We start from the raw sequence: 22,218 nt of genomic DNA on the forward strand, positions 1-22,218 counted from the left end.
TGTTCGCGCTTAACAACCTTGCAATCGAAGCGGCGGTGCAGCGTGTCGAGCGAGAGAGAGATATCGATTTGGGCCACCGACCGGCGGAAGCGGGCGGTATGGACGAAACTTACTATCCGCAGTTTGAAGAGAAAATTCGGCGCGAGGCCAGCGACATGGCCGTTCACTATCGTGTCTTCTACTGTCTCGAAAACTCGATAAGATCTTTGATCACGAGCATCATGTTGGAACGTCACGGCACTGAATGGTGGGGCAAGGCTCCGCAAAGTGTGCGCGAGAACGTCGATCGGATCAGACTTAAGGAGATCGAGCACGGTGTCGCTGCGCGCTCAGATGAGCCACTCGATTACACGTCCTTCGGTGAGCTAGGTGAGATCATTAAGCAAAATTGGAACGACTTCACGGACGTTTTCCAAAATCGCAAAGCTCTCGAGCGAGTTATTGCAACGCTAAACGTGCTGCGTGGGCCAATCGCTCATTGCAAGCCTCTTGCAGAAGACGAAGTTGTCCGTTTGCATCTATCCGTGCGGGACTGGTTCCGCTCGATGGGTAGTTAAACCGGTTATTGATGCAAACATGCGAGAAAAAACCGGGACGGATTCGGCGAACGTCCATCTTGATTGATTGGACCCTACATCCGACCCCTCTTTGCGTTCACATTGCCGGGCACGTGCTTCTGAACGAACGCCGCTAACCACGGCTGGCTGCGCCAAACCGGCCGGTCCACTAACCTCCCAAAAACTGACGCCGTTATTTCCGCTCCTTCAACCGCCAGCCGCCGAACAGCGCGACATCAGGATCATGTGCCACCTTCGTTGGGTCGGCCTTGCTCCAGCCGGTGACCTGATCGAGCGCCGGCAGGCGTACTGGCCTCGGCGCCGGATACGGGTTTCTCAGCGTCGGTTCGCCGCGTTCGTGGCGGGCGGCTTCGGCGAGGTCGAAGGCTTCGCGGTCGCGGGCTTGGCGGGCTTCGTACATTGCCGTCAGGCGGTAGCTGTGGGCTTCGCTCGATTCGCCGCGGCGGCGCTTGAGGTGGGGCGGTTCCTCCTGGAGGTGGACCGTGCGGTTGTGCAAATGGAGGAGTTGCAGCGCCTGGTTCGCGGTCATCGGTGGGATCGGCGGGGGATCGTTGTGGCGCCACGCGTCATGGTCGTGCGCGCCGGGCAGGAATCCGGCGATCAGCGCGGACTCGACCTGTTCGTAGCCGGCCGCGAGCGCGAGGCGCATCTCGCGGGCGAAGGCGGGGCTGGCTTTGCGGCGGGCGTAGAAGGCGGAGTGGCTGAAACCGGCGGCGGCGGCCGAGAGGCGGATATTGGCGGTGGCGGAGAGCGCGGTGAGGAAGGCTTGCTCGGCGGCGTGGTCGAGGCGGTTGGCGGTGGGGCGGCGGAGCTGGAGGCGGCCGTTGGCGGTTCTTGTCGTGGTGGGGGATCCGGTTGGGATGGCGGCGTTCTTGGCACTCCCCTCCCCCGACCCCTCCCGCAGGCGGGAGGGGAGATTTAGGGCTGCGGAGGCCATGACCAGCGCGGCGTTCCATTTTGCGGCGAAGGCGGGGTGGGCGGCGCGGCGCTTGGTGAAGGTGGAGCGGTTATAGCCTAGCGTGCTGGCGGCCTCACGGACGTTGCCGGTGCGGCGGAGGGCGGCGAGGAACGCGGCGTTCTGGGCGGCCTGGCGGCGGGTGAACTTGTCGGGGGTCGAGGGGCGCGCCATCGCTAGTGGGTCTGCCTCGATATCCTACATTGCAAGGGGCTTGTGCTTGGAGCGGGATACTCGGCGGCGGTGTCCAGGTTTGTTTCCCCGCGAAGGTGGGGATCCAGACTGGGAGTGCGGGGTCGGATCGTCCCCCGGACGATCCTTGCGCAGGCGGGGCCTGCGCAACCCCGCGCTCGCCTTCGCCGGAGAACAATCTTCGAGGGAGAACACGCTTCGCGGGAGAACTAGGCAGCCTTGACGGTCACCGGGGACCGCGTCGCCGTCCGGCCGGGACGGGACGGCGGCCGATAGGGGCGAATTACCTCGGCAAGTTCTAGAACTGCACGCTGTCCGCAACCACGCGCGCCGCCGCGGCGCTGCGGTCGTAGTAATACAGGCTCGGCGCCTCGTACGTCACCAGGTACAGCTTGCCGCCGATAATCGCGCCGCGCGCGTCGCCGCGGCGTTGCAGCGTCTCGTTCTGCTTCGAGAAGGTGTAGGTGAAATGCACGCCCTTCGCGCCGGCGAACGGGATCGGTTCGATCGTGTCGATCCTTACCGATGCGGCACCGAGCGCGATCCGATAGCTGTTCTCCAGCAGCACCGGGATGTCGGTGATCAGCATCGTCGCCGAGACCTTGGGCAGTGGCTGGTTCTTCCTGTCGACTTCGCGGAACAGCGGCTTGCCGGACTCGATGCCGCCGTAGAAGGTCAGGTCGTTGAGTTCGTCGCCATCCTGCGTCCAGGTTTCCGCCTTGCGGCCGGGGCGCTCGGACAGCTTGTTCCATTCGGTGCCCGGCTGCACCGTCATCGCCGACTTGGCGACGGCGATGCGCTGGCCTGCGGGAACGAGCTTGTTGCCGGCCGAGGCGGGGACGGCGAATGCTGCAACCACGACGAGGGCGACGGGGGCAACGAGAGGCTTGATCGACATGGTCATCCTTATTGCGCCACCAACGTGGCGATGAGCGCCGCGTCGGGCGCGGCTGGCTGGAGGCGCAGGTAATCGACTAGCGCGGCGCGGCCCTCGGCGAGCTGCTGGCTGCGGAGCAACGACAGGCCGAGGCCGCGATACGCCTCGGGCGGGGCGTCGCCCCTGGCGATCGCCTCCTGGTAGAATTGCGCGGCGCTGACGAGATCGCGGGGATTGCCGCGCTCGCGGTAGAGATCGCCGCGCGCGCACAGCAGGGGCGTCGTCCAGCCACCGGCTCCCGCGAGATTCGCCAGCAGATATTCGCTGCCGCCGAAATCGTTGAGCTTGATCTGATCGTTGAGGAAGATCGGCAGCCACTTCGCCATCGCCGCCTGGTGCGTGTCCACGACCGCGGGCTTGACGTCGTGCGCCTCGATCGCGGCGGCGCGCAGGTAGGTGGCGCGCGCGAGATCGGTCGGATGGGTGGCGAAGACGCCGGCGACGTATTTGTGTTGCGCCCTGCCCTTGCGACCGATCGCGGTCGCGTCGGCCTCGCCCATGACGTTGACCCAGACATCGGCAGCGGCGGACGACGGATATTGCGAGCGCGCGAGATACTGGAAGCCGGTCATGTCCGCCTCGCGTTCCTGATCGCGGCTGAAGGCGTACATCTGGCCGACCATGGCATATTGGAGGTTGCCGCTGTTGCGGACGAGGATCGACGCCCAGGCCATCAGGTCGGTGCCGATGCGGTGGCTCCTGAAGTCCTTGAGCGAATGGCGGAGTTCGAAATGCCCGAACTCGTGGCCGAGGATCGCCCCGAGCTCGGCCTCGCTGCGGACGCGGAGCAACAGCCCGGTCCAGACGACCATCGCGCCGTTGGGCGTCATGAACGCGTTGAACGCCGGGACCTCGTCGATATAGAGGCGGACCGACCGGCACCGGTCCTCGCCGACGGTGCGGCACAGCACGCCGCGGACATAGGCGTTGAGCGCGGGATCCTTGACCAGCGACCGGGATTCGCGCTGCACCCGTTCGCGCTCGTCCGCCTCCATCCACAGCCCGCGCTCGTCGACGGTGGTCGGCGTATAGGCCTGCGTGTAGGTCGGGAGCGGCGGGCGCTTGTCGGCGGCGATGGCGGCGGTGCCCATCGCGGCGGCGAGCAGGAACGCGGGCACTAGCGCGGGCAGCGGGTTCCGCATGTCAGTGCGCCGAGGCGATGGCGGGACTGGCGGCAATGGCGGGCGCGGAGACGACCGAAGCTTCGACCGGTTTACCCGGGAAGCCTTCCAGCAACTGGCGGACGCGCTTGTCGGCGCCCTCGGCATCGCGGACGTCGCCGCCCATCTGCATGTCGGCGTTCAGCCAGACGAGGTCGCCGGTCCGCAGGTCGACGAGCCCGGCGAACCCCTTGTGGACGCCCGCCGCGACGGGAATGCGCGCCATCGCCGCGAAGACCTGCAACACCTTCCGCCCGGTCGAGCCGAAATGGTCCTCGGTGGTGATGAACAGCGCATAGTCCGCGGTATCGAGGCCGGGCAGCGCACGGACGTCGGGACCCAGCCCCCATTCGAACTGGTCCTTGCGCTTCTTGGTCGGCAGGCGATTGCCCTTGAAGAACTGATACTCGATCACCGACGACGCGACCGCACCGAACAATTCCCGATATTCCGCGACCTTCGCGCCGTCCGCACCGAGCGGCTCGGCATAGGCGACGACGCTGTTGCCGAGGCCGGTCTGCGCCTTGGCGAGCGCGGCGGCGATGTTCTCCCTGGCCTGATCGGTCCAGTCCGCGTTCGGCTCGTACATGCCGCCGGTCGACTGCGCGCCGACCCGGATCGAGGGACGCATCAGGACGATCCGCGCGGTGCCGGGCATCAGCGAGAAGCCGGGTTTGGCACCGGTCTTCTCCTGCGCATAGGCCGGCGCCGCAACGGCGAGCGACAGAGACAGCGCTGCAAGCAACGCGCGGCATGATTTGAGCATGATCCCCCCGATATCGTCGGATGCCCCCATCCGAGTTTCCGGAAGGCTAGCCCAGAAACGCCCCATCATGGCCGCGAGATCGGTCGATTATGGATCAGCAGACAGCAAAAAGGCGGCGCGGACCGTGGGAGCCGCGCCGCCTTTCGCAGCATCACATCAGGTCGATGCGTTACATGAAGTCGATGCGTTACATGCGGGGCTTGGCGGACTCGAAGTCACCCGACTCGTTGAGCACCACCAGCGAACCGTCGTCGATCGCGAAGACCGCGCCCTGGATCTTGAGCTGGCCCGCGTCCTCGGCCTTTTTCACGAACGGGAAGGTGCGGAGGTTGCGGATCGACGTCTTGACGCCTTCCTGCTCCATCGCGCGATAGGCTTCGCGGCTGGTGATATCGTCATGCTCGCTGGCGACCTTGTCGCGGGCGTCGTCGAGCAGGCTGACCCAGTCGCCGATGAAGCGGCCATCGGCGCCGTCCTCGGTGCTTTCGAACGTCCGCGCGAGCGATGCCTTGCAGCCACCGCAGCTGCCATGGCCGAGCACGACGATTTCCTCGACCTTGAGCTGCGTCACCGCAAACTCGACGGCGGCCGAGACGCCGTGATAGCCGCCATCGCCTGCCTCGCAGGGAGGAACCAGGGCGGCGACGTTACGCACGACGAAGATCTCGCCGGGCAACGTGTCGAAAATCTGCGCGGGTTCGACGCGGCTATCGGAGCAGGCGATCACCATGACGCGCGGCGTCTGGGATTCGGCAAGCTTGCTCCAACGCTCGCGCTCGCGGCGCCAGTCCGATGTGTGGAACCGCTGATAGCCATCTATTAGGTCGGAAAAGTCAGTCATTGTTGTCGTTCTCCCGGAATGCGGCCGAGTTGGCCTCTCTACGAAAACCGTTCCCTCCCGCAAGGGTTCCCCGGTCGAGATCAGGTGGGGCGATGATGCGCCAGTCTGCGGCCCATGGGTCTGCAGTATAGCAACGCCGATACGGCGATCCGCGGTTCGGATGCTCGCGGCAGCCGTGCCGGGCGCTCGGCCATCGTTGTCCTCCCTGCGGAAAACACCTTTGACGAACGGGTGAACGGCGCCGACAAACATCGGAGATGATCCGCATCTTGAACGGACTTTGCCGGGCTGTTCGGATTTGTGCAGCACGACAGGGAGCGCCTCTGGATAGTTCGAAGTGTCTGGACGTTCAATTATTTGGCCCGTGCCTGCATGATGTCGCATTGCCGCAGGGATGGGCACCATGTTGCATGTCATGTTGCGACAATTGCTGCCGTGTCACCTAACCTGCCTCAAACCATGCATCTTGTAAGATAAAAAATATTCGAAAACGGCATTCACAGTAAATCCGTTTAATCAGTCTCTTGGAAGAGCTTCAAAAAGTCGCAATCGGGATTCCACGAGATATGATCGAACGTTAACCATTTTCGGTTACGCTTCGCTAATTTATTCAGGGTCAGCGTGATCCCAAGACGATCGCCAAATCGAGAATCGCCCAAGTCGGGGAATGCCAGGCCGCGCTGTTACAAGGCGGCACCGGCTGAGTACCTGGACATACCCAGATTCATATTCGGCAATCCGACGCAGGGGGATGACAGATGCCGACACCAGCCACGGCCATGCATGCATTACCGGCACGCGGCGAGCCCTTGCCGATCGCGGGCGATCGAGCAAAAGCGAGCCGCGCCGACACGGACGGGATCGCCACGGACGGGATCGCCACGGACGGTATTGCCACGGACGGGATTGCCACGGACGGGATTGCCGCCGGCCACCGCATTCTCTTTCTCGACCACGAAGACGCCTCGCGCGCGCACGTCCACCGCGAGCTCGAAGCGATGGGCCACAAGGTCGCGTGGATCGGCATGGCCAGCGAGGAAAGAGCCGGCGTCGCATTCCGCCCCGACCTGGTCGTCATCAACCCCGATGTATCGAACCTCAACCGGCACGCGTTCATCACGATGCTCGACGACGAGGACTATTCCGGGGCGTTGACCATCATGAAGCCGAGCGTCCATTTTCCGGCGGCGCTCGCGCTCGCCGAGCAATCGGGTATCGGCCCCGTCGATCACATGGACGGCCCCTATGATGCGGACGCCATCACGAAGCGGCTCGTCGCCATTCCCAAGCACACGCATGACAGCGACATGTATGACCAGCGGTTTCTGTCCTGGCTCATCCAGCAAGGGCGGCTGCTGCCGAACCTGACCCACGAGTTTCACGTCAAGCGCGACCTGCGCGACGATCGCGTCGCGGGGTATGAGACGCTGACCCGATTGCGCAATCGCCCGTCGCTCAACCCCGAACATATCTTCGCGCCCTCGACCATATTGTCGCTCGAAGTCGCGGCGACGTTGCTTGCCGTCGAGGCGGCAGCGGCGCTCCTGTCCGCCCTCGATCTCGACGGTCGTGCCGTGCCCGTCGCGGTAAACTGCAGCGCCGCCGTCCTGACCGATCCCGATTTCATCGTGGCGCTGCCGATCCTGCTTCGCCGACACCGGGTCGCAGCCGGCATGTTGTCGATCGAACTGACGGAAATCAGCTATCCCGGGCTCGACGATCGGCTGTTGGAGAACATGCGGGAACTGGGGCGGATCGGCGTCCCGATCTCGCTCGACGACTTCGGCAAGGGGGCGACCAATTTCGATCGCATTTCCGAGCTGCCGATCTCCGAGGTCAAGATCGACCGCAAGATCTTCCAGAAGTGCAGGAACGGCGAATTTCCCGTTTCCCTACTCAGGGAGATCGTCGACTATTGCAGGAGCAGGACGATCGGAACCGTCATCGAGGGCATCGAAACCGACGCGGACCTGATTTTGGCCCGCTCGCTCGGCGCGGACTGGGGCCAGGGATTCTACTGGGGCAAGCCGGTACCGGCGCAGACGATCCTGAGCCGTCATGGCGCTTGAAGGCCCTCCCGGCCTCACCGCCGCCGACCGCCAGGCCGCCGACCGGCAGAATGCGCGCCGCCGGACCGTCAGCCACCTGAACATCGCGCCCGCCGCAGAGCCGAGCGAACCGATGGTGGCCCATTCGGAGCCCGATTCCGATCCCGTCATGCGGCTGGAGGTTCGCGAGGTCGACGAGGTGAACCTGCCATCGCTACCATCGCTGACGGGATCATGGGCATGGCTGTTGTTTCACGGCGACGGCAGCCTGATCGCGTATTCGGACGGCTATGCGACGCGATCGAGTTGCATCGCCGCGGCCAAACGCATCGGATGGCCGATCGAGCTGCCCGAATAGGCCGGGTTGGCCGGGTTGGCCGGGTTGGCCGGGGCCGAACAGGCACGCCCGATTATCCGGCATGGCATGCGGGTCGATCGACCGGGCCGTCTCCTTGCGAGCGGTTGCGTCGGGTGCGGCGTTCCGCTATGCGCACGCGCTTCCAACGCTACAGCTGCGGGAATTTGCGGGAGAGTGCCTCGGCGCTCGTCATCACCGCTAAGCTCATCGGACGGCCCGCCAATGTGGTTGCCGCCCTTATAAAGAGAGTGACATGGCTAAAAAGATTACCGGATACATCAAGCTGCAGGTTCCTGCAGGCGAGGCAAAGCCCGCGCCGCCGATCGGGCCTGCGCTGGGTCAGCGCGGCGTGAACATCATGGAGTTCTGCAAGGCGTTCAACGCCGGCACGAGCGAACTGAAGAAGGGCATGCCGATCCCGACCGTCATCACGGTCTATGCGGATCGCTCGTTCTCGTTCGAGACCAAGACTCCGCCTGCCTCGTACCTGATCAAGGAGGCCGCCGGTCTCAAGTCGGGTTCGAAGGAGCCGGGCAAGGTCGTCGCCGGCAAGATCAAGCGCAGCCAGCTGAGCGAGATCGCCACGACGAAGATGAAGGACCTCAACGCCAACGATATGGACGCTGCGACGAAGATCATCGAAGGCAGCGCCCGCGCAATGGGCCTCGAAGTGGTGGAGGGCTGATATCATGGCAAAGCTGAGCAAGAAGCAGAAGGCCAACACGGTCGATATCGTCAAGCTGCACGCGATCGACGAGGCCATCGCGCTCGCACGGTCGGGCGCCACGTCGAAGTTCGACGAGACGATCGAAGTCGCGCTGAACCTGGGCGTCGATCCGCGTCACGCCGACCAGATGGTCCGCGGCGTCGTCACGCTGCCCAAGGGCACCGGCAAGACCGTCCGCGTCGGCGTGTTCGCCCGCGGCGCGAAGGCTGAGGAAGCCACCGCAGCTGGTGCAGACGTCGTCGGCGCCGAAGACCTGATGGAAGCCATCCAGGGTGGCACGATCGATTTCGATCGCTGCATCGCGACCCCGGACATGATGGGCATCGTCGGTCGCCTCGGTAAGGTTCTGGGTCCGAAGGGCCTGATGCCGAACCCGAAGCTGGGCACGGTCACGATGAACGTCGCGCAGGCGGTCAAGGACGCCAAGGGCGGCCAGATCGAATACCGCGTCGAAAAGGCCGGCATCATCCATTCGGGCATCGGCAAGGCGTCGTTCCCGGCAGAAGACCTGCGCGCGAACTTCGACGCGCTGGTCGATGCCGTGGTCAAGGCCAAGCCGACCGGCGCCAAGGGCAAGTACGTCCGCAAGGTCGCGATCTCGTCGACCATGGGCGTCGGCATCAAGGTCGACACGACCGAGGTTGCTGGGGCCTGAGCCGCACGGGATCAGCGCACGCTGATCCCGAGACGGCGAACGCCCGGCCGGCGCGGGCAACCGCGACCGACTATGCCAGAGACGGGAACGGGATTTACTCCCGTCCTGACGCCAGAAATTGAAGAGGGCCGGGAGCGATCCCGGCCCTTTTTGCGTGTGCTGGCGACCGACATGGGGCGTTTTGCGTCCCGGTGCCTTTAAAACGTGGGACGCGACGACCAAGCTTTTTGGCACCTGAAACGGTTTTCGCCCATGCAGGGCGAACATGACAATATTGTCACATTATGTGTCTTATTTGTAACAAGACGATGCATTCCGCGCAGTTTTGTAACGCGCGGCACTGTGTCGCTTTACAGTACCGATTCGGACCTTCACCTCAGCCCGGTCGCTGAAAAATCAGCGGCATTGGGGATTTTACGTTCGCTGCCCGGGACACTCGGGCGTCGGCGTAATCGGGGGGACTATCATTGATCAAAGCTACAGGGTTCGGGCAGAAGACGCTTCTGCTCGCCGCCGCCACGCCGTTCGCGATTGCGCTGGCGTCGCCGGCGTTCGCACAGACCACACCGCAGACGCCAGCGTCGCTCGACGTTCAGGCGCAGCAGGCAAAGCCCGCCACCGCGGACACGCAGGACGAGAACCCCGCTGACATCGTCGTCACCGGTTCGCTGTTCCGCCGTACCGATACCGAGACTCCTTCGCCTGTCACCGTCCTGACCGCCGATACGCTGGCGAAGGCCGGCATCACGACTGCGTCGGACGCCATCCGTTCGATCTCCGCCGACAGCGCGGGCTCGATCGGTACCGGTTTCCAGACCGGGTTCTCGGCTGGTGGATCCGCCGTTTCGCTCCGCGGTCTCGGCGTATCGTCGACGCTCGTACTCGTGGATGGCCTGCGCTCGACCAATTTCCCGATCAACGACGATGGCCACAACGCCTATGTCGATCTGAACACGATCCCCTTCAGCCTGGTCGACCGGATCGAAGTGCTGAAGGATGGCGCCTCGTCGACCTATGGTGCCGATGCGATCGGCGGCGTGGTCAACATCAAGCTCAAGAAGCAGTTCGTCGGCATTTCCGGCCTAGTCGAGGGCGGTGTTGCCGAGAAGGGCGATGCCGGCCACCAGCGTGCCAACCTCACGATCGGCTATGGCGACTATGCGGACAAGGGTTTCAACGTCTATCTGAACGGCGAATACCAGCGCGACGGACGCGTTTCGAGCCACAGCCGCGGGTTCCCGTACAACACCCAGGATCTCACCCGGATCGGCGGTCTCGACAACAACTCGGCCGATCAGTCACTGCTCGTCAACGTGCCGACCGCCTATGTCACGCGCGTAACCCAGGGCGATCTCAACAACCCTCTGAGCGGGCAGATCGGCGCGCCTCTCACCAATCAGTATAATGCGCTCGGGCTCGGCAACTGCGCGGGGGGCACTTTCGCGGTCACGACGGGCGCAGCACGCGGCACCGGCTGCAAGTACGACCTCACCGACAAATACCGCCAGTTGCAGCCATTGCAGGAGCGCTATTCGGTCAATGGCCGGATCAGCGTTCGGATCGCCGACAACGTCGAAGGCTATGTCACCGGCAGCTTCAGCCGCAGCTATGTCAGCATTCTCGGCCTGCCCTCGGCAATTCGCGCGACACAGCCCTTCGGTGCAGCGCCTTCGGTGGCGTCGTCGAACCCGGGCATCGTCCTGCCGATGTATATCTGCCCGACCGGCATCAACTGTGCGCTGGCGACAACGCCGGGGCGTACGCTCAATCCCAACAACCCCTATGCCGTGGCGGGTGCGAATCCTGCGACGAGTGCGGCCCGCATCTATTACGCGTTCGGCGACATTCCGGCCGGCAGCGATCGCACCAACGACGTCTATCGCTTCACGGGCGGCCTCAACGGCAGCTTCGAAGGCGGCTGGGACTGGCGCGTCGAGGGCGTCTATGCCCGCGACAACCTGTCGATCACGCAGCACGGCCTGCTCAACATCGCGGCGTTGAGCCAAGCGATCAACACGGGCTCGTACAACTTCGTCAACCCGCAGTTGAACACCGCTGCGGTGCGCTCCGCGCTGGCGCCGGACAAGACCACCCCGTCGCATTCGGAGCTGTACAGCCTCGACGCATCGATCTCCAAAGTTGTCACGCAATTACCCGGTGGCCCCCTACAATTCGCCATCGGCGGCCAGGTTCGTCGCGAAAAGCTGGAAAACAACAACCAGAACGTCAACCTGGACACATACGGCCTGACGACCGCTTCGGCGTTCGGCCAACATACCGTGGCAGCAGGTTACTTCGAGATCGACGCGCCGGTGCTGAGCATCCTCGACCTCAACGCGTCGGGCCGGTACGATCACTATTCCGAAGGGTTCGGTCGCTTCTCGCCAAAGATCGGCGCGAAGTTCACGCCGATCAAGGAGTTCGCGATCCGCGGCACCTATTCGCAGGGGTTCCGCGCACCGACCTTTGCCGAATCCGGCCCCCGCAGCCAGTATGCAGGCTTCGTCACGACCACCCCGCCGTGCAACTTCATCCTGGCGCACGGCGGCACAGGTACCAATGCAGCATGTCAGGCGAACGGCAATCCGTACAATCTCGCTTATTCGCTCGGCCGCGGCGTCGCGGGTAACCCCGACCTCAAGCCGGAAACATCGCGCAGCTTCACCGGCGGCGTGATCTTCCAGCCGGTGAAGTGGCTGAGCTTCACTGCCGACTATTACAACGTCAAGAAGTCCAACCTGATCGTGACGGGGCCGGACATCGGCAAGGCGGTCACCGCATATTTCAACGCCCCCAACCTCGCGGCTGCACAAACGGCCGTAGCGGCGGTCGGTCAGGGCTATGCGGTCAACACGGTCGACGGTGCCGACCCGCTGTTCCCGAACGCCCTGCCGCGCGTGCTGATCATCGACGTGCCCTATGTGAACGCGAACTATGCGCTTACCGCGGGTATCGACCTGGCGGCGACGGCGACGATCCCGCTTCGTGACGGACTGACGTTCACGAGCCGGGTCGAAGCGACGCACATCTTCAAATACGATCTGCACACCAACGACGGCACGGTGCAGCGCTATGCCGGTACGCTCGGGCCGTACGACCTGTCGTCGGGCAACGGCACGCCGAACTGGCGCGGCAACTGGCAGAACACGCTCGACACGGGCGACTTCTCGCTCAGCCTGACCGCCTATTACGTCGGCAAAATCAAGTCCGTCGCGACCGACCAAGGCAATCTGTCGCGGGATTGCTCGGCCAATCTGTACAAGGCGGACCCGACCGGCGAGAAATTCTGCTTCGTGAAGTCGTTCATCAGCACGGACCTGAACCTGACGGCCCGTATCCAGGACAATTTCACGTTCTTCTTCAACGTGAAGAACTTGCTGGACGCCCGTGCACCGATCGCACCGGCGGCCTATGCCAGTGCGCCGAACTTCCTGACGACGTGGCATTATGCCGGCCTGATCGGCCGCCAGTTCCGCATCGGCGCGACGTTCAAATACTGATCGCAAATACTGATCGTCGGATCTGGGAGTGATTGGGGCGGCTTCGGAAGGAGCCGCCCTTTCTTAATCCTCCCCCGCCAGGGGGAGGTGGCTGGCGCTTGCCAGACGGAGGGGGAGGTAACGACAAACCTCTGCTCCGTGTCCTCCCCCTCCGTCACCTTCGGTGCCACCTCCCCCTGGCGGGGGAGGATCGCAGGGGAATTGACTCCGCCACCGATTCCGCTAAGGCGCGGGCTCGTTCGGCGGGCTTGCTCGTCGAACTCCGTCCGAGACAGTGGGTGCACGGGGTTTGCCGGTGCTTAATCTCCCACCTAGACGGGGAATGAGATTTTGCGGAGCGTTTCGTACGCCTGCCCTCTCCCATGCCCCATCGACGAGACACCCCGGAAGCGCGGGTTTGTCTGCGCCTCCGGTTAGTAACCGGGTCCACTGCGCAAGCGGTGAACTCGTATAACGTGGAGAATGGCATGGATCGTGATCAAAAGACCGCGGCCGTAGCCGAGCTGAACCGCACCTTTTCCGAGGTCGGCGTCGTCGTTGTCACGCGCAACCTCGGCCTGACCGTCGCACAGTCCACTGTGCTGCGGAACAAGATGCGCGACGCCGGCGCGACCTACAAGGTCTCGAAGAACAAGCTTGCCAAGATCGCAATGGACGGCACCGACTACAGCTCGCTGGGCGACATGCTCACGGGTCCGGTCGGTCTGGCCAGCTCCATCGATCCCGTCGCGGCCGCCAAGGTGGTCGTGGAATTCGCGAAGACGAACGACAAGTTCGAAATCGTGGGTGGGGCGATGGGCGCGACGACCCTCGACGTCGACGGTGTGAAGGCGCTCGCAACGCTGCCCTCGCTGGACGAACTGCGTGCCAAGATCGTTGGCCTCATCGTGGCACCCGCCACGAAGCTGGCAACGATCACGCAGGCTCCGGCAGCGCAGCTCGCGCGCGTACTTTCCGCCTACGCGGAGAAGGAAGCCGCCTGATCTTGCAGGCCTTTCGTTACCTTTTTGAACTGATGGGGCATGAGCCCCGAGATGGAGATTTATCATGGCAGACCTGAACGCGCTCGTTGAGAGCCTGAGCGAACTGACCGTTCTCGAAGCAGCTGAGCTTTCGAAGCTGCTCGAAGAGAAGTGGGGCGTTTCGGCCGCAGCAGCGGTCGCAGCACCGGCAGCAGGCGGCGGCGCCGCTGCTCCTGCAGCAGAAGAGCAGACCGAATTCGACGTCATCCTGACCGGCGACGGTGGCAAGAAGATCAACGTCATCAAGGAAGTCCGTGCGATCACCGCGCTCGGCCTGACCGAAGCCAAGACGCTGGTCGAGTCGGCTCCCAAGGCCGTCAAGGAAGGCGTGTCGAAGGACGAGGCCGCCAAGATCAAGGCGCAGCTCGAAGCAGCCGGCGCTACGGTCGAGGTTAAGTAAGCCGCAGCTGGAGAGACGATTTAGCTAAGGCTAAATCGCACTCCAGCAAGGCCGGCCGGCGGCACGCAGTGTCGACCGACGAAGCAGGGGCTTTGCCCCTGCTGGCCGCAGCTAAGAAAAAGGGCGGCCCCAGCAATGGGGTCGCCCTTTTTCGTGTCTGGTGGTGGCGGGTCGTCTTTCGCGCGGCGACGTTGCGCGCGGGACCTGTGCTTCGATACGAGCCCTCGATACGCTCCTTACGGCGCTACTCGGTCTCTACTCAGCACGAACGGAGAGGGGGCAGGCGACTTCCCCCCTACTTTTCGCTACCGCTCGAACGTCGCAGCATGCGGCCGGGCGGCGACCGTCGTGAACATCTTTGCGGGCCCGTCCAGCCAGAAGGGGGCGAGCTTGGCGGAGTCGACGCGTTCGATGCCGACGACCCAGGCGCGTGCGGTTTGGGCGTCGTCACCGGCGGTGGCGTAGAGGATGTTGGTGGCGATGACGGGGACGAACATCGGGCGGTTGGCGGCGGTCATCGTCTGGATCGCGTCGCGGGCGATCGCGACGACGGTGCGGATGGTGCGCGATTCACCGGGTGCCAGCGCGAAGGGCGGCGTGGCCGGGCGACCGATCGGGGCAGCATTGAACCGGGCGAGATCGGTGTCCTGGCCTGCGTGCGCGGTCAGGAGGGCGACGCCGGTGCGGATCGCCTCGGCTGACGCAGTGCCGGTGTTGGTGACGACGAGTTCGCACTCGACGGTGGCGCTGAGGAGGTTGAGGCCGGCGCGTAAGGGGCGAAGATCGCAGGTGACACGGGCTCGGGCGGCCGCCGGCGGCGGCGGAGGCGTTTTTGGACGGGGTTCGAGGAATTTCGGCGCGGCGATGGCGGTCACGGGCACGGTCGTGGGCGTGGGCGTGGGCGTGGGCGTGGGCGTGGGCGCGGTCGTGGGCGCGGTCGTGGGCGCGGTCGTGGGCGCGGTCGTGGGGACCGTTGCGACGGCGGGTGCAGCTGGTGTCGTCGGAGGCGCGACCGCGACGGGAGGCGAAACGGGTTCGGGGGCCGCGGGCGCCGGTGTTGGCTCGGCGACGGTTTCGACGTCCATCTGGTCCTGACGGCGGCCGCGCGGTTTGCGGCGGAGCAACCATAGTCCGGCGAGCACCACGACGATGACGGCGAGCGAGAGCCAGAGCGGCATCGCCCTGCCCGTCTCCGGTGCGGTGATCGTCGGTTGTGCGGTCGGCGCGGGCGTCGCAGCGGGTGAGGGTTGCGGCGCGGGTTGCAGGGCTGGATCGGTAACCGGTGCCTCGGCCGGCGGCGGAGCCACCGTTGGCTCGGGTGCAGGTGTCGCTACCGGGGCAGGCTCGGCCGAGGTCGACGACCGTGCAGCGTCCGTGGCGCTGCGGGTCCGCGTTTCCGGTTCGTTGCGCGCGGGACGTTCGGCGTTGGTCTTTGTCGCGCCGGTCTTTGCCGCATTGGTCTTTTCGGTGGCAGGCTTATCCGTCGGGCGCGGGCTCGGCGTGCGCTGGGGCGTCGGCGTCTCGGTGGGCAGGACGATCTTCGGCGCGTCGGGGATCGGGACGGTCGCGTTGGTCTGCGGCGCGGGGTTCGCCAGCCCCTCCAGTCCGCGAACGGGCGCGGTCTGCTCGGTCTGCGCCAGCGCCGGGCTTGCCGACGCGAGCATCGTCATGGTGGCGAGCAGGGCGGCCAAGGCCCCGCGGTCGGTCGTCATCGTCGAAAATCCCCTGCGCGCGGTCGTCGCGTCGTTGTGGGCGGGGGAGGCTGAACACGGCCCTACGGCAACCCGCGATGCGACGAGGCGCGCCTGGGTAGCGGTGAGACGTGACTGGGGTTGTGGTGGGGGTGGCCGATCGGGGGCGGTATGGCGTTAGGTGATGTGGTTGCTTTTGGCGCAGAGTGGGCGCCGAAGTAGCGGACACAGAGCTGCGGTTTCGCGTGCCTCCCCCTCCGTCTGGCAAGGGCCAGCCACCTCCCTCTGGCGGGGGGAGGATCAGTGGAATTGGGCGGGCGGCGGGCTCAACTTGCCGCGGGGTTGCCCTATTCTCGACACCGGTACAGGCCATCGGGGATGCTTACGACGATGAGATCGCCCGTGATGATGCTTCGATTTCTTCCGTTCTGCGCGCTGGCAGCGGCCCTCGTGCCCGTGGCGGCACAGGCCGACCCGGCGCCGTTCGACCTGACCGGACCGACCCTGCGCGTCGCCGTGACGCATGGGACGACCACGCTGCCGATCGCGCGGGTGCCCAAGCTCGCGACCGGCGACAAGGTTTCGATCGCGGCGGATCTGGCGGTTGGCAAGAAGGACGATGGCGCGCGCTATCTGCTGGTCGCGGCATTCCTGCGGGGTGCGACCGAGCCGCCGCCCAAGTCATGGTTCTTCAAGGCCGAGACGTGGAAAGAGAAGAAGAACGCGCTCGCGTTGAAGGTGCCGGAGGGGGCGCGTCAGCTGGTCGTGTTCCTGGTCCCGGAAAGCGGCGGGTTCGATGCGGTCGTCAACGCCGTCCGGAAACAGCCGGGGGCGTTCGTGCGCGCGGTGCAGGATCTCGACCAGGCGTCGCTCGATCGGGCGCGGCTGGATGCGTTTCTCGACGGAATCCATGCGCTGGAGCGGACGCGGCCGGAGCGGATCGAGGCGGTGTCGCCGTTGCTGTCGCGCAGTCTGGCGATCAAGCTGAAGGCGGAATGCCTCGATCTGGCGGCGGATCTGCAAGCCTCCTGCCTGACGCAAAGCCGCGATTCGCTGGTGCTGGCGGACGGGCAGAGTTCGACGCTGGCGGATACGCTGGTCGGTGCGCCGACCGATCTGGCGCTGCAACTGAGCGCGACGCCGGAGGGCGGGCTCGGCTATTACAGCCCGTATATCGGCGTGGTGCGCGATCTGGCGAAGATCTTCGGCGCGTTCCAGTCGACGCAGTTCCGGTACATCCCGGCGCTGGCGCGGGCGCATGACGATCGGCTGGCGTTGCTGCTGAACGCGGCACCGTCGTTCGCGAGCCCGAAATCGGTGATGGTGGTCGCGATGCCGGTGATCGAAACGGGCGTGCCGCAGACTCCGACGATGCGGCGGGCGGAGGCGGACCGGCTGGTCTGTGCGGCCCGGCCCGATCTGGTGCTGCCGGTCGAGGGCGCGCCGCTGATCTATGCGACCAAGTTCGCGCACGACATGAGCTTGCGGGTCACGACGCCGCAGGGTGGCGTGGTCGAGCTGCCGGTGCAGGCGGATGCCGAGCGCGGCGGGTATGTGCTCGATCAGGTTGGGATGCGGACCGCCGGGCTTGGCAGCGTGACCGATGCGACATTGCATGGGCGCTGGGGCTTCACGCCGTTCGATGGGCCGCGGTTTCGGTTGCAGGTGCCGCGGGCCGGCGGGTGGACAATGGTCGATACCGATCCCGAGAGCCTGGTCGTGGGCCGCGACAACGCGGTGGCGCTGGCCGGGCCGACGCCGAGTTGCGTCGAGGCGGTGACGCTGGTCAGCGATGCGGGTCCGGTGCCGCTCGCGTGGACGACGACGGGCGATCGGATCGCGCTGACCCTGCCGCTGGCGAAGACCGCGCCGGGGAAACTGTCGCTGCTGGTGAAGCAATATGGCGTGGAGGCGCCGGACAAGATCGCGCTGACCGCGCTCGCCGAGGCGGGGCGGATCGATGGCCTGACGCTGTATGCGGGCGATGCCGCAGGGACGCTGGCGGGGACGCGGCTGGACCTGGTGGCGTCGATGACCGTGGACGGCGTGGCGTTCAAGCCGGGCGAGGTCGTGCGGGCCGACAAGGTGGATCGGCTGGCGTTGGTCGCGGATACGGCGCCGGCGTTTGCGGCGGGTCAGGCGAAGACGGCGCTCGTCACGTTGACCGATGGGCGGAAACGCTCGGTGAAGTTCGTCGTCGCGGCGGCGCGGCCGAAGGCGACGCTGATCGCCAAGAGCGTTGCGGTGGCCCCCTCCCCCGGGCTTCCGGTCGTGCTGGTGGGCGATACGGCGATGTCCCAGGATGCCCGGCTGACGTTCTCGCTGCGCGCCGAGGGTACGCGGTTTTCTGCCGGGGACAGCGTCGAGATCGCGACGGCGGATGGGAAGACGACCACGAGTGTCTCGTCGGGGCGCGGGTTGACCGTGCAGGACGATCGGATCGCGGTGGCGACGGTCGAGCCGGGCAAGGCGCTTGGGGTTTCGGCGCATGGGCCGCTCAAGTGGCGGCTGGTCCAGAACGGAGTCGCGGGCGACTGGGTGCCGTTGACGACCCTGATGCGGGTGCCGGGTATTACCGGGGTGACGTGCGCGGAGACTTGCATGCTGGCGGGGACGGATCTGTTCTTGATCGAGTCGGTGGCGGCGAATGCGGGGTTCGCGGCGGCGGCTCGGGTGCCGGAGGGGTTCACCGGGGGGGCGTTTGCGGTGCCGAAGCCGGTTGGGGGGATGCTGTACCTGCGGTTGCGGGATGATCCGGGGGTTACGGCTACGGTGGCGGTGGCGGTGAAGAGCTAGAGGTCCGGTCCTGCGATCCTCCCCCGCCAGGGGGAGGTGGCTGGCACTTGCCAGACGGAGGGGGAGGTAAGGGAAACCGGATGTTCCGTGTCCTCCCCCTCCGTCGCCTTCGGCGCCACCTCCCCCTGGCGGGGGAGGATTTCAACCCCTGTCGTCGTTACGGGATCAGACGGTCGGCGCGGAGTTGTTCGAACAGGTCGAAGAACGCGTCGTCGGTGGGCTGGTATTCCTTGAACCCGAGTCGGCGGCTCTTGCCCATGTCGGTAACCACCTCGATCGGGCGGCCGAGATCGGCGTCGGTGTGCCAGGGGGATGCGAGGCGGGACAGGTCGGCCTCGGCGAGGCCTTCGCGGGCGGCGATCTCGCGCCAGATGCCGGCGTCATCCTTCATCTGCTCTTCGAGCGTCAGGATTGTGCCGTCGAACGGGGCGGCCTCGATCCCGAACCAAGCGGCGATGCGGCCCCACATCCAGCTCCAGCGGAAGACGTCGCCGTTGACGACGTTGAACGCCTCGTTGCGTGCCTCTGGCGTGGTCGCGGCCCACAGCAGATGGTCGGCGAGCAGGCTGGCGCTGGTCATGTCGGTCAAGCCGTTCCACTGCGCGGCCGAGCCGGGGAAGCGGAACGGGCGGCCGGTCTCGCGGCACAGCGTCGCATAGACCGCGAGCGTGGTGCCCATGTTCATCGCGTTGCCGACCGCCTTGCCGATGATCGTGTGCGGGCGGTGGACGCTCCAGCCGAAGCCGTCGCGCTCCGCCGCCTCGAACACCGCGTCTTCCTGCGCATAGTAGAAATTCTCGACGTCGAGGCGCCCTTGTTCCTCGCGGAACGGGGTCTGCGGGAGAACGCCCTTCCCGTACGCCTCGAACGGTCCGAGATAATGCTTGAGCCCGGTGACGAGCGCGACGTGGCGCACGCTGCCGCCGGGGCTGAGCGCGCCGAGCAGGTTGCGGACCATGCCGCCGTTGACGCGGATGTTCTCCGCCTCGTTGTCCTGGCGCGACCAGGTCGCGATGAATACCGCGTCGGGCCTGATGCCGGTCAGGGCCGCCTCCAGGCTGCTCGGATCCTGCAAGTCGGCGGCGACCGGCTGCACGCCGTCCTGTTCGGTCGGCCGCCGCGCGAGGCCGTATACCGCCCAACCCGCCTTCACCAACGCCGCCGCGGTCGCGCTACCGACGATCCCGCTCGTACCTACTACCAATGCCGTTCCGGCCATGTGCAATTCCCGTATCTGGTAATGATCTCGTCGATGTCCCAAACGCGCCGAATTTTGGAAGGGGTCCACGGCGTCCCGTTTGCGGTGGCGGCGGGTGCGCGGTTGTGGCTATGGGGCGCGGATGACTGCATCGGATCTCCAGAGCCTGTTCGTCACCAACCTCGTCCGGTACAATAGCGGCGATCGGCGGCGGTGGCGGCTGATCGTCGGCGATGTGAAGGTCTACAGCCTCGCGACGCACGCGCATTGCAACTGGGCGGTGACCCCGTCGGGCAGCGCGAGCGAGGTCGACGCGGTCGAGCGGCTGGCGGACCGACTGCGCGAGGATCATCCCATCATTACCGCCGGCTGACGGCATCTTACATACGCCGGCTGACGGCTTTCATTTCTCAGGAGTAGACCATGGCGAAGCAATATTGGGCGCAGATCATCGAACTCGACGAGGAGATGACGGCCGCGACGATCCCGGGTGCGACGGATCACGAGGATGCGGCGGATTCGCTGGTGGCGGACTTCGTCGGCGCGATGGGCGGCGAGATCACCTCGGGCGCGGTCCGCGTCTGGGTGCAAGGCGGCGTCGAGAAGGTCTATGACTGGAAGGCGGACTTCACGATGCCCGACATGGACGAGATGGGCGACGAGGACGAGATGGAGGTCGAGGGCGAGATCGAGTTGACGGAGCGGGTTTGATACGCCTGCTCCCCTCCCTGGCAGGGAGGGGTTGGGGGTGGGTCGGCCGGTTGGCGGACGTTTTCCTTCCCAAGCGGCCTACCCACCCCCGGCCCCTCCCTTTCAGGGAGGGGTGAAAGTCAGGGGACGGTTTTACCCGCAGGTGCGAGTTCGTGCCATTCGTGGCCGTCGTGCGCCAGGAGGGCATCCGCCGCAGCGGGGCCGAGCGTACCGGCTTCGTACGGCTCCGGAATGCTCTGGTCGGTCGCCCATAGATCGAGGAACGGCTGCACCGCGGCCCAGCCGGCCTCGATCGCGTCGGCGCGCTGGAACAGGGTCTGGTCGCCGGCGAACAGATCGTAGATCAGCGACTCGTAGCCGGTCAGGTGGCCGATATCGAACGCGTCGGCGTAGCGGAAGTCGAGCGCGATCGGGGCGGTCGCGACTTCGAGGCCGGGCCGCTTGATGTTGATGTCCATGCTCAGCCCCTCGTCGGGCTGGATCTGGATGATCAGGCGGTTGGGCGGAAGCATGTCCGCCGCGGCACCCGGGAACGAGGCGAACGGCACGGGCTTGAAGGTGATCACGATCTCGGTGTCGCGACAGGTCATCGCCTTGCCGGTGCGCAGGTAGAACGGCACCCCCGCCCAGCGCCAGGTGTCGACCATCAGCTTCAGCGCGACATAGGTCTCGGTATGGCTGTCCGGCGCGACGTCCGCGGTGGCGGTGTAGTCGGGGACGTCATGGCCCTGCACCTGGCCCGCCTTATACACGCCGCGGACGCCGTTGCGCTTGGCCTGTGCGGGCGAATAGGCGCGGACCGCCTTCAGCACCTTGCCCTTCTCGTTGCGGATCGCCTCCGCATCGAAGTTCGCGGGCGGCTCCATCGCGACCATCGCGAGCAGCTGGAACAGATGGTTCGGTACCATGTCGCGCAAGGCGCCGGTCGCATCGTAAAACTTGCCGCGGGTGCCGACATCGACGGTTTCGGCAGCGGTGATCTGGACGTGCGCGATGCAGTCCGAATTCCAGACCCGCTCGATCATCATGTTCGCGAACCGCGCGGTCATGATGTTCTGGACCGTTTCCTTGCCGAGGAAATGATCGATCCGGTAGACCTGCGCCTCCGAAACCTTGTCGAGGATGCGCGCATTGAGATCGCGTGCGGAGGCGAGATCGTGGCCGAACGGCTTCTCGATCGCGATCCGACGGAAGGCGCGCGGGGTTTCGGCCATCAGCCCGTGATCCGCGAGCTTGTCGACGATATCGCCGAAGAACTTGGCCGGGACCGCGAAGTAGAACGCGACGTTGCCGGTCACGCGGGTCTTGAGCTGTTCGTAGACGTCGTCCTTGGTGAAATCGCCCTGGAGGTAGCCAACGCGATCCTTGAGGCGGGCCCAGGCCGCGCCCTTTTCGCCCGCGCCCTCGCCGCCCTTCGCGTCGAAGCTGCCGAGCGCATCGCGGAGCGTCTGGTCGTTCCCCTCGTCGATGCCGACGCCAAGCACGTGGAAGTCGTCGCCGACCAAGCCCAGCCGGGTCATGTTGACCAGCGCGGGCATCAGCAGCCGGCGGGTGAGATCGCCGAATGCCCCGAAGATCACGAGCGTCGTGGGCGGTGCTGGCTTCACGGACTTGCTCATGAATTCGCCTCGGACATGCATCGACCCTTTCTACGGCAGTTCTGGGGTGTGGGTGGTTCTCTCA

The 22,218-nt window shown here is 65.5% G+C and carries 19 protein-coding genes; 11 read left to right on the forward strand and 8 right to left on the reverse strand.

Annotated features, from left to right (window positions below):
- On the forward strand, positions 1 to 557 hold a 557-nt coding region (locus tag NLI89_RS18940; protein WP_254688400.1), incomplete at its 5' end, for a Swt1 family HEPN domain-containing protein.
- 193 nt (positions 558 to 750) lie between these two features.
- Here the strand turns inward: NLI89_RS18940 and NLI89_RS21820 are convergent.
- From NLI89_RS21820 to NLI89_RS18970, 5 genes are all read right to left on the reverse strand, one after another.
- Positions 751 to 1,707 (reverse strand): hypothetical protein, encoded by a 957-nt coding sequence (locus NLI89_RS21820; protein WP_302675871.1) that lies wholly within the window; start codon positions 1,705 to 1,707, stop codon positions 751 to 753.
- A 316-nt stretch (positions 1,708 to 2,023) separates the two neighbouring features.
- A complete protein-coding gene (locus NLI89_RS18955; RefSeq protein ID WP_254688402.1) occupies positions 2,024 to 2,623 on the reverse strand; it encodes a hypothetical protein in 600 nt (199 codons plus the stop codon).
- Positions 2,624 to 2,631: 8 nt separating this feature from the next.
- Entirely contained in the window at positions 2,632 to 3,804 is a 1,173-nt protein-coding gene (locus NLI89_RS18960) for a M48 family metallopeptidase (RefSeq protein ID WP_254688403.1), read from the reverse strand.
- A gap of 1 nt (position 3,805) precedes the next feature.
- Entirely contained in the window at positions 3,806 to 4,618 is an 813-nt protein-coding gene (locus tag NLI89_RS18965; protein WP_254688404.1) for a hypothetical protein, read from the reverse strand.
- Between the two features lie 157 nt (positions 4,619 to 4,775).
- Complete coding sequence (locus tag NLI89_RS18970) at positions 4,776 to 5,429, reverse strand: carbonic anhydrase (protein ID WP_254688405.1); 654 nt, start codon at positions 5,427 to 5,429, stop codon at positions 4,776 to 4,778.
- A 758-nt stretch (positions 5,430 to 6,187) separates the two neighbouring features.
- Between NLI89_RS18970 and NLI89_RS18975 the strand changes: the two genes are divergently transcribed.
- The 7 genes from NLI89_RS18975 to rplL all read left to right on the forward strand — a co-directional run bounded on the left by NLI89_RS18975 (position 6,188) and on the right by rplL (position 14,139).
- Positions 6,188 to 7,498, forward strand: coding sequence for an EAL domain-containing protein (locus NLI89_RS18975; RefSeq protein ID WP_254688406.1), 1,311 nt, complete (start codon positions 6,188 to 6,190; stop codon positions 7,496 to 7,498).
- Positions 7,488 to 7,835, forward strand: coding sequence for a DUF1508 domain-containing protein (locus NLI89_RS18980; RefSeq protein ID WP_254688407.1), 348 nt, complete (start codon positions 7,488 to 7,490; stop codon positions 7,833 to 7,835). The genes NLI89_RS18975 and NLI89_RS18980 overlap by 11 nt, the downstream gene beginning before the upstream one ends.
- 253 nt (positions 7,836 to 8,088) lie before the next feature.
- The gene (gene rplK, locus NLI89_RS18985; RefSeq protein WP_254688408.1) at positions 8,089 to 8,520 is read left to right on the forward strand and encodes a 50S ribosomal protein L11; all 432 of its coding nucleotides are present in this window, start codon (positions 8,089 to 8,091) and stop codon (positions 8,518 to 8,520) included.
- A gap of 4 nt (positions 8,521 to 8,524) precedes the next feature.
- Complete coding sequence (gene rplA, locus NLI89_RS18990) at positions 8,525 to 9,217, forward strand: 50S ribosomal protein L1 (RefSeq protein WP_254688409.1); 693 nt, start codon at positions 8,525 to 8,527, stop codon at positions 9,215 to 9,217.
- 470 nt (positions 9,218 to 9,687) lie between these two features.
- Entirely contained in the window at positions 9,688 to 12,717 is a 3,030-nt protein-coding gene (locus NLI89_RS18995) for a TonB-dependent receptor plug domain-containing protein (RefSeq protein ID WP_439144546.1), read from the forward strand.
- A gap of 467 nt (positions 12,718 to 13,184) precedes the next feature.
- On the forward strand, positions 13,185 to 13,700 hold the full coding sequence (gene rplJ / locus NLI89_RS19000) for a 50S ribosomal protein L10 (RefSeq protein WP_055879768.1): 516 nt from the start codon (positions 13,185 to 13,187) through the stop codon (positions 13,698 to 13,700).
- 64 nt (positions 13,701 to 13,764) lie between these two features.
- Positions 13,765 to 14,139 (forward strand): 50S ribosomal protein L7/L12, encoded by a 375-nt coding sequence (gene rplL / locus NLI89_RS19005; protein ID WP_056047577.1) that lies wholly within the window; start codon positions 13,765 to 13,767, stop codon positions 14,137 to 14,139.
- Between the two features lie 305 nt (positions 14,140 to 14,444).
- Here the strand turns inward: rplL and NLI89_RS19010 are convergent, their stop codons facing one another.
- Positions 14,445 to 15,851 (reverse strand): hypothetical protein, encoded by a 1,407-nt coding sequence (locus NLI89_RS19010; RefSeq protein WP_254688422.1) that lies wholly within the window; start codon positions 15,849 to 15,851, stop codon positions 14,445 to 14,447.
- 387 nt (positions 15,852 to 16,238) lie between these two features.
- On the opposite strand from NLI89_RS19010, the gene NLI89_RS19015 reads away from it, so the two are divergent.
- On the forward strand, positions 16,239 to 18,626 hold the full coding sequence (locus NLI89_RS19015; protein WP_254688411.1) for a hypothetical protein: 2,388 nt from the start codon (positions 16,239 to 16,241) through the stop codon (positions 18,624 to 18,626).
- Positions 18,627 to 18,783: 157 nt separating this feature from the next.
- On the opposite strand, the gene NLI89_RS19020 is transcribed toward NLI89_RS19015, so the two are convergent.
- Complete coding sequence (locus tag NLI89_RS19020) at positions 18,784 to 19,845, reverse strand: SDR family oxidoreductase (protein WP_254688412.1); 1,062 nt, start codon at positions 19,843 to 19,845, stop codon at positions 18,784 to 18,786.
- Between the two features lie 121 nt (positions 19,846 to 19,966).
- Between NLI89_RS19020 and NLI89_RS19025 the strand changes: the two genes are divergently transcribed.
- Entirely contained in the window at positions 19,967 to 20,197 is a 231-nt protein-coding gene (locus tag NLI89_RS19025) for a hypothetical protein (protein ID WP_056047557.1), read from the forward strand.
- Positions 20,198 to 20,247: 50 nt separating this feature from the next.
- The gene (locus NLI89_RS19030; protein ID WP_056047554.1) at positions 20,248 to 20,535 is read left to right on the forward strand and encodes a hypothetical protein; all 288 of its coding nucleotides are present in this window, start codon (positions 20,248 to 20,250) and stop codon (positions 20,533 to 20,535) included.
- 119 nt (positions 20,536 to 20,654) lie between these two features.
- Here the strand turns inward: NLI89_RS19030 and zwf are convergent, their stop codons facing one another.
- On the reverse strand, positions 20,655 to 22,154 hold the full coding sequence (gene zwf, locus NLI89_RS19035; RefSeq protein ID WP_254688413.1) for a glucose-6-phosphate dehydrogenase: 1,500 nt from the start codon (positions 22,152 to 22,154) through the stop codon (positions 20,655 to 20,657).
- Positions 22,155 to 22,218 lie beyond the last annotated feature (64 nt).

It is taken from the genome of Sphingomonas faeni (genome assembly GCF_024273235.1).
Lineage (GTDB): Bacteria > Pseudomonadota > Alphaproteobacteria > Sphingomonadales > Sphingomonadaceae > Sphingomonas > Sphingomonas faeni_A.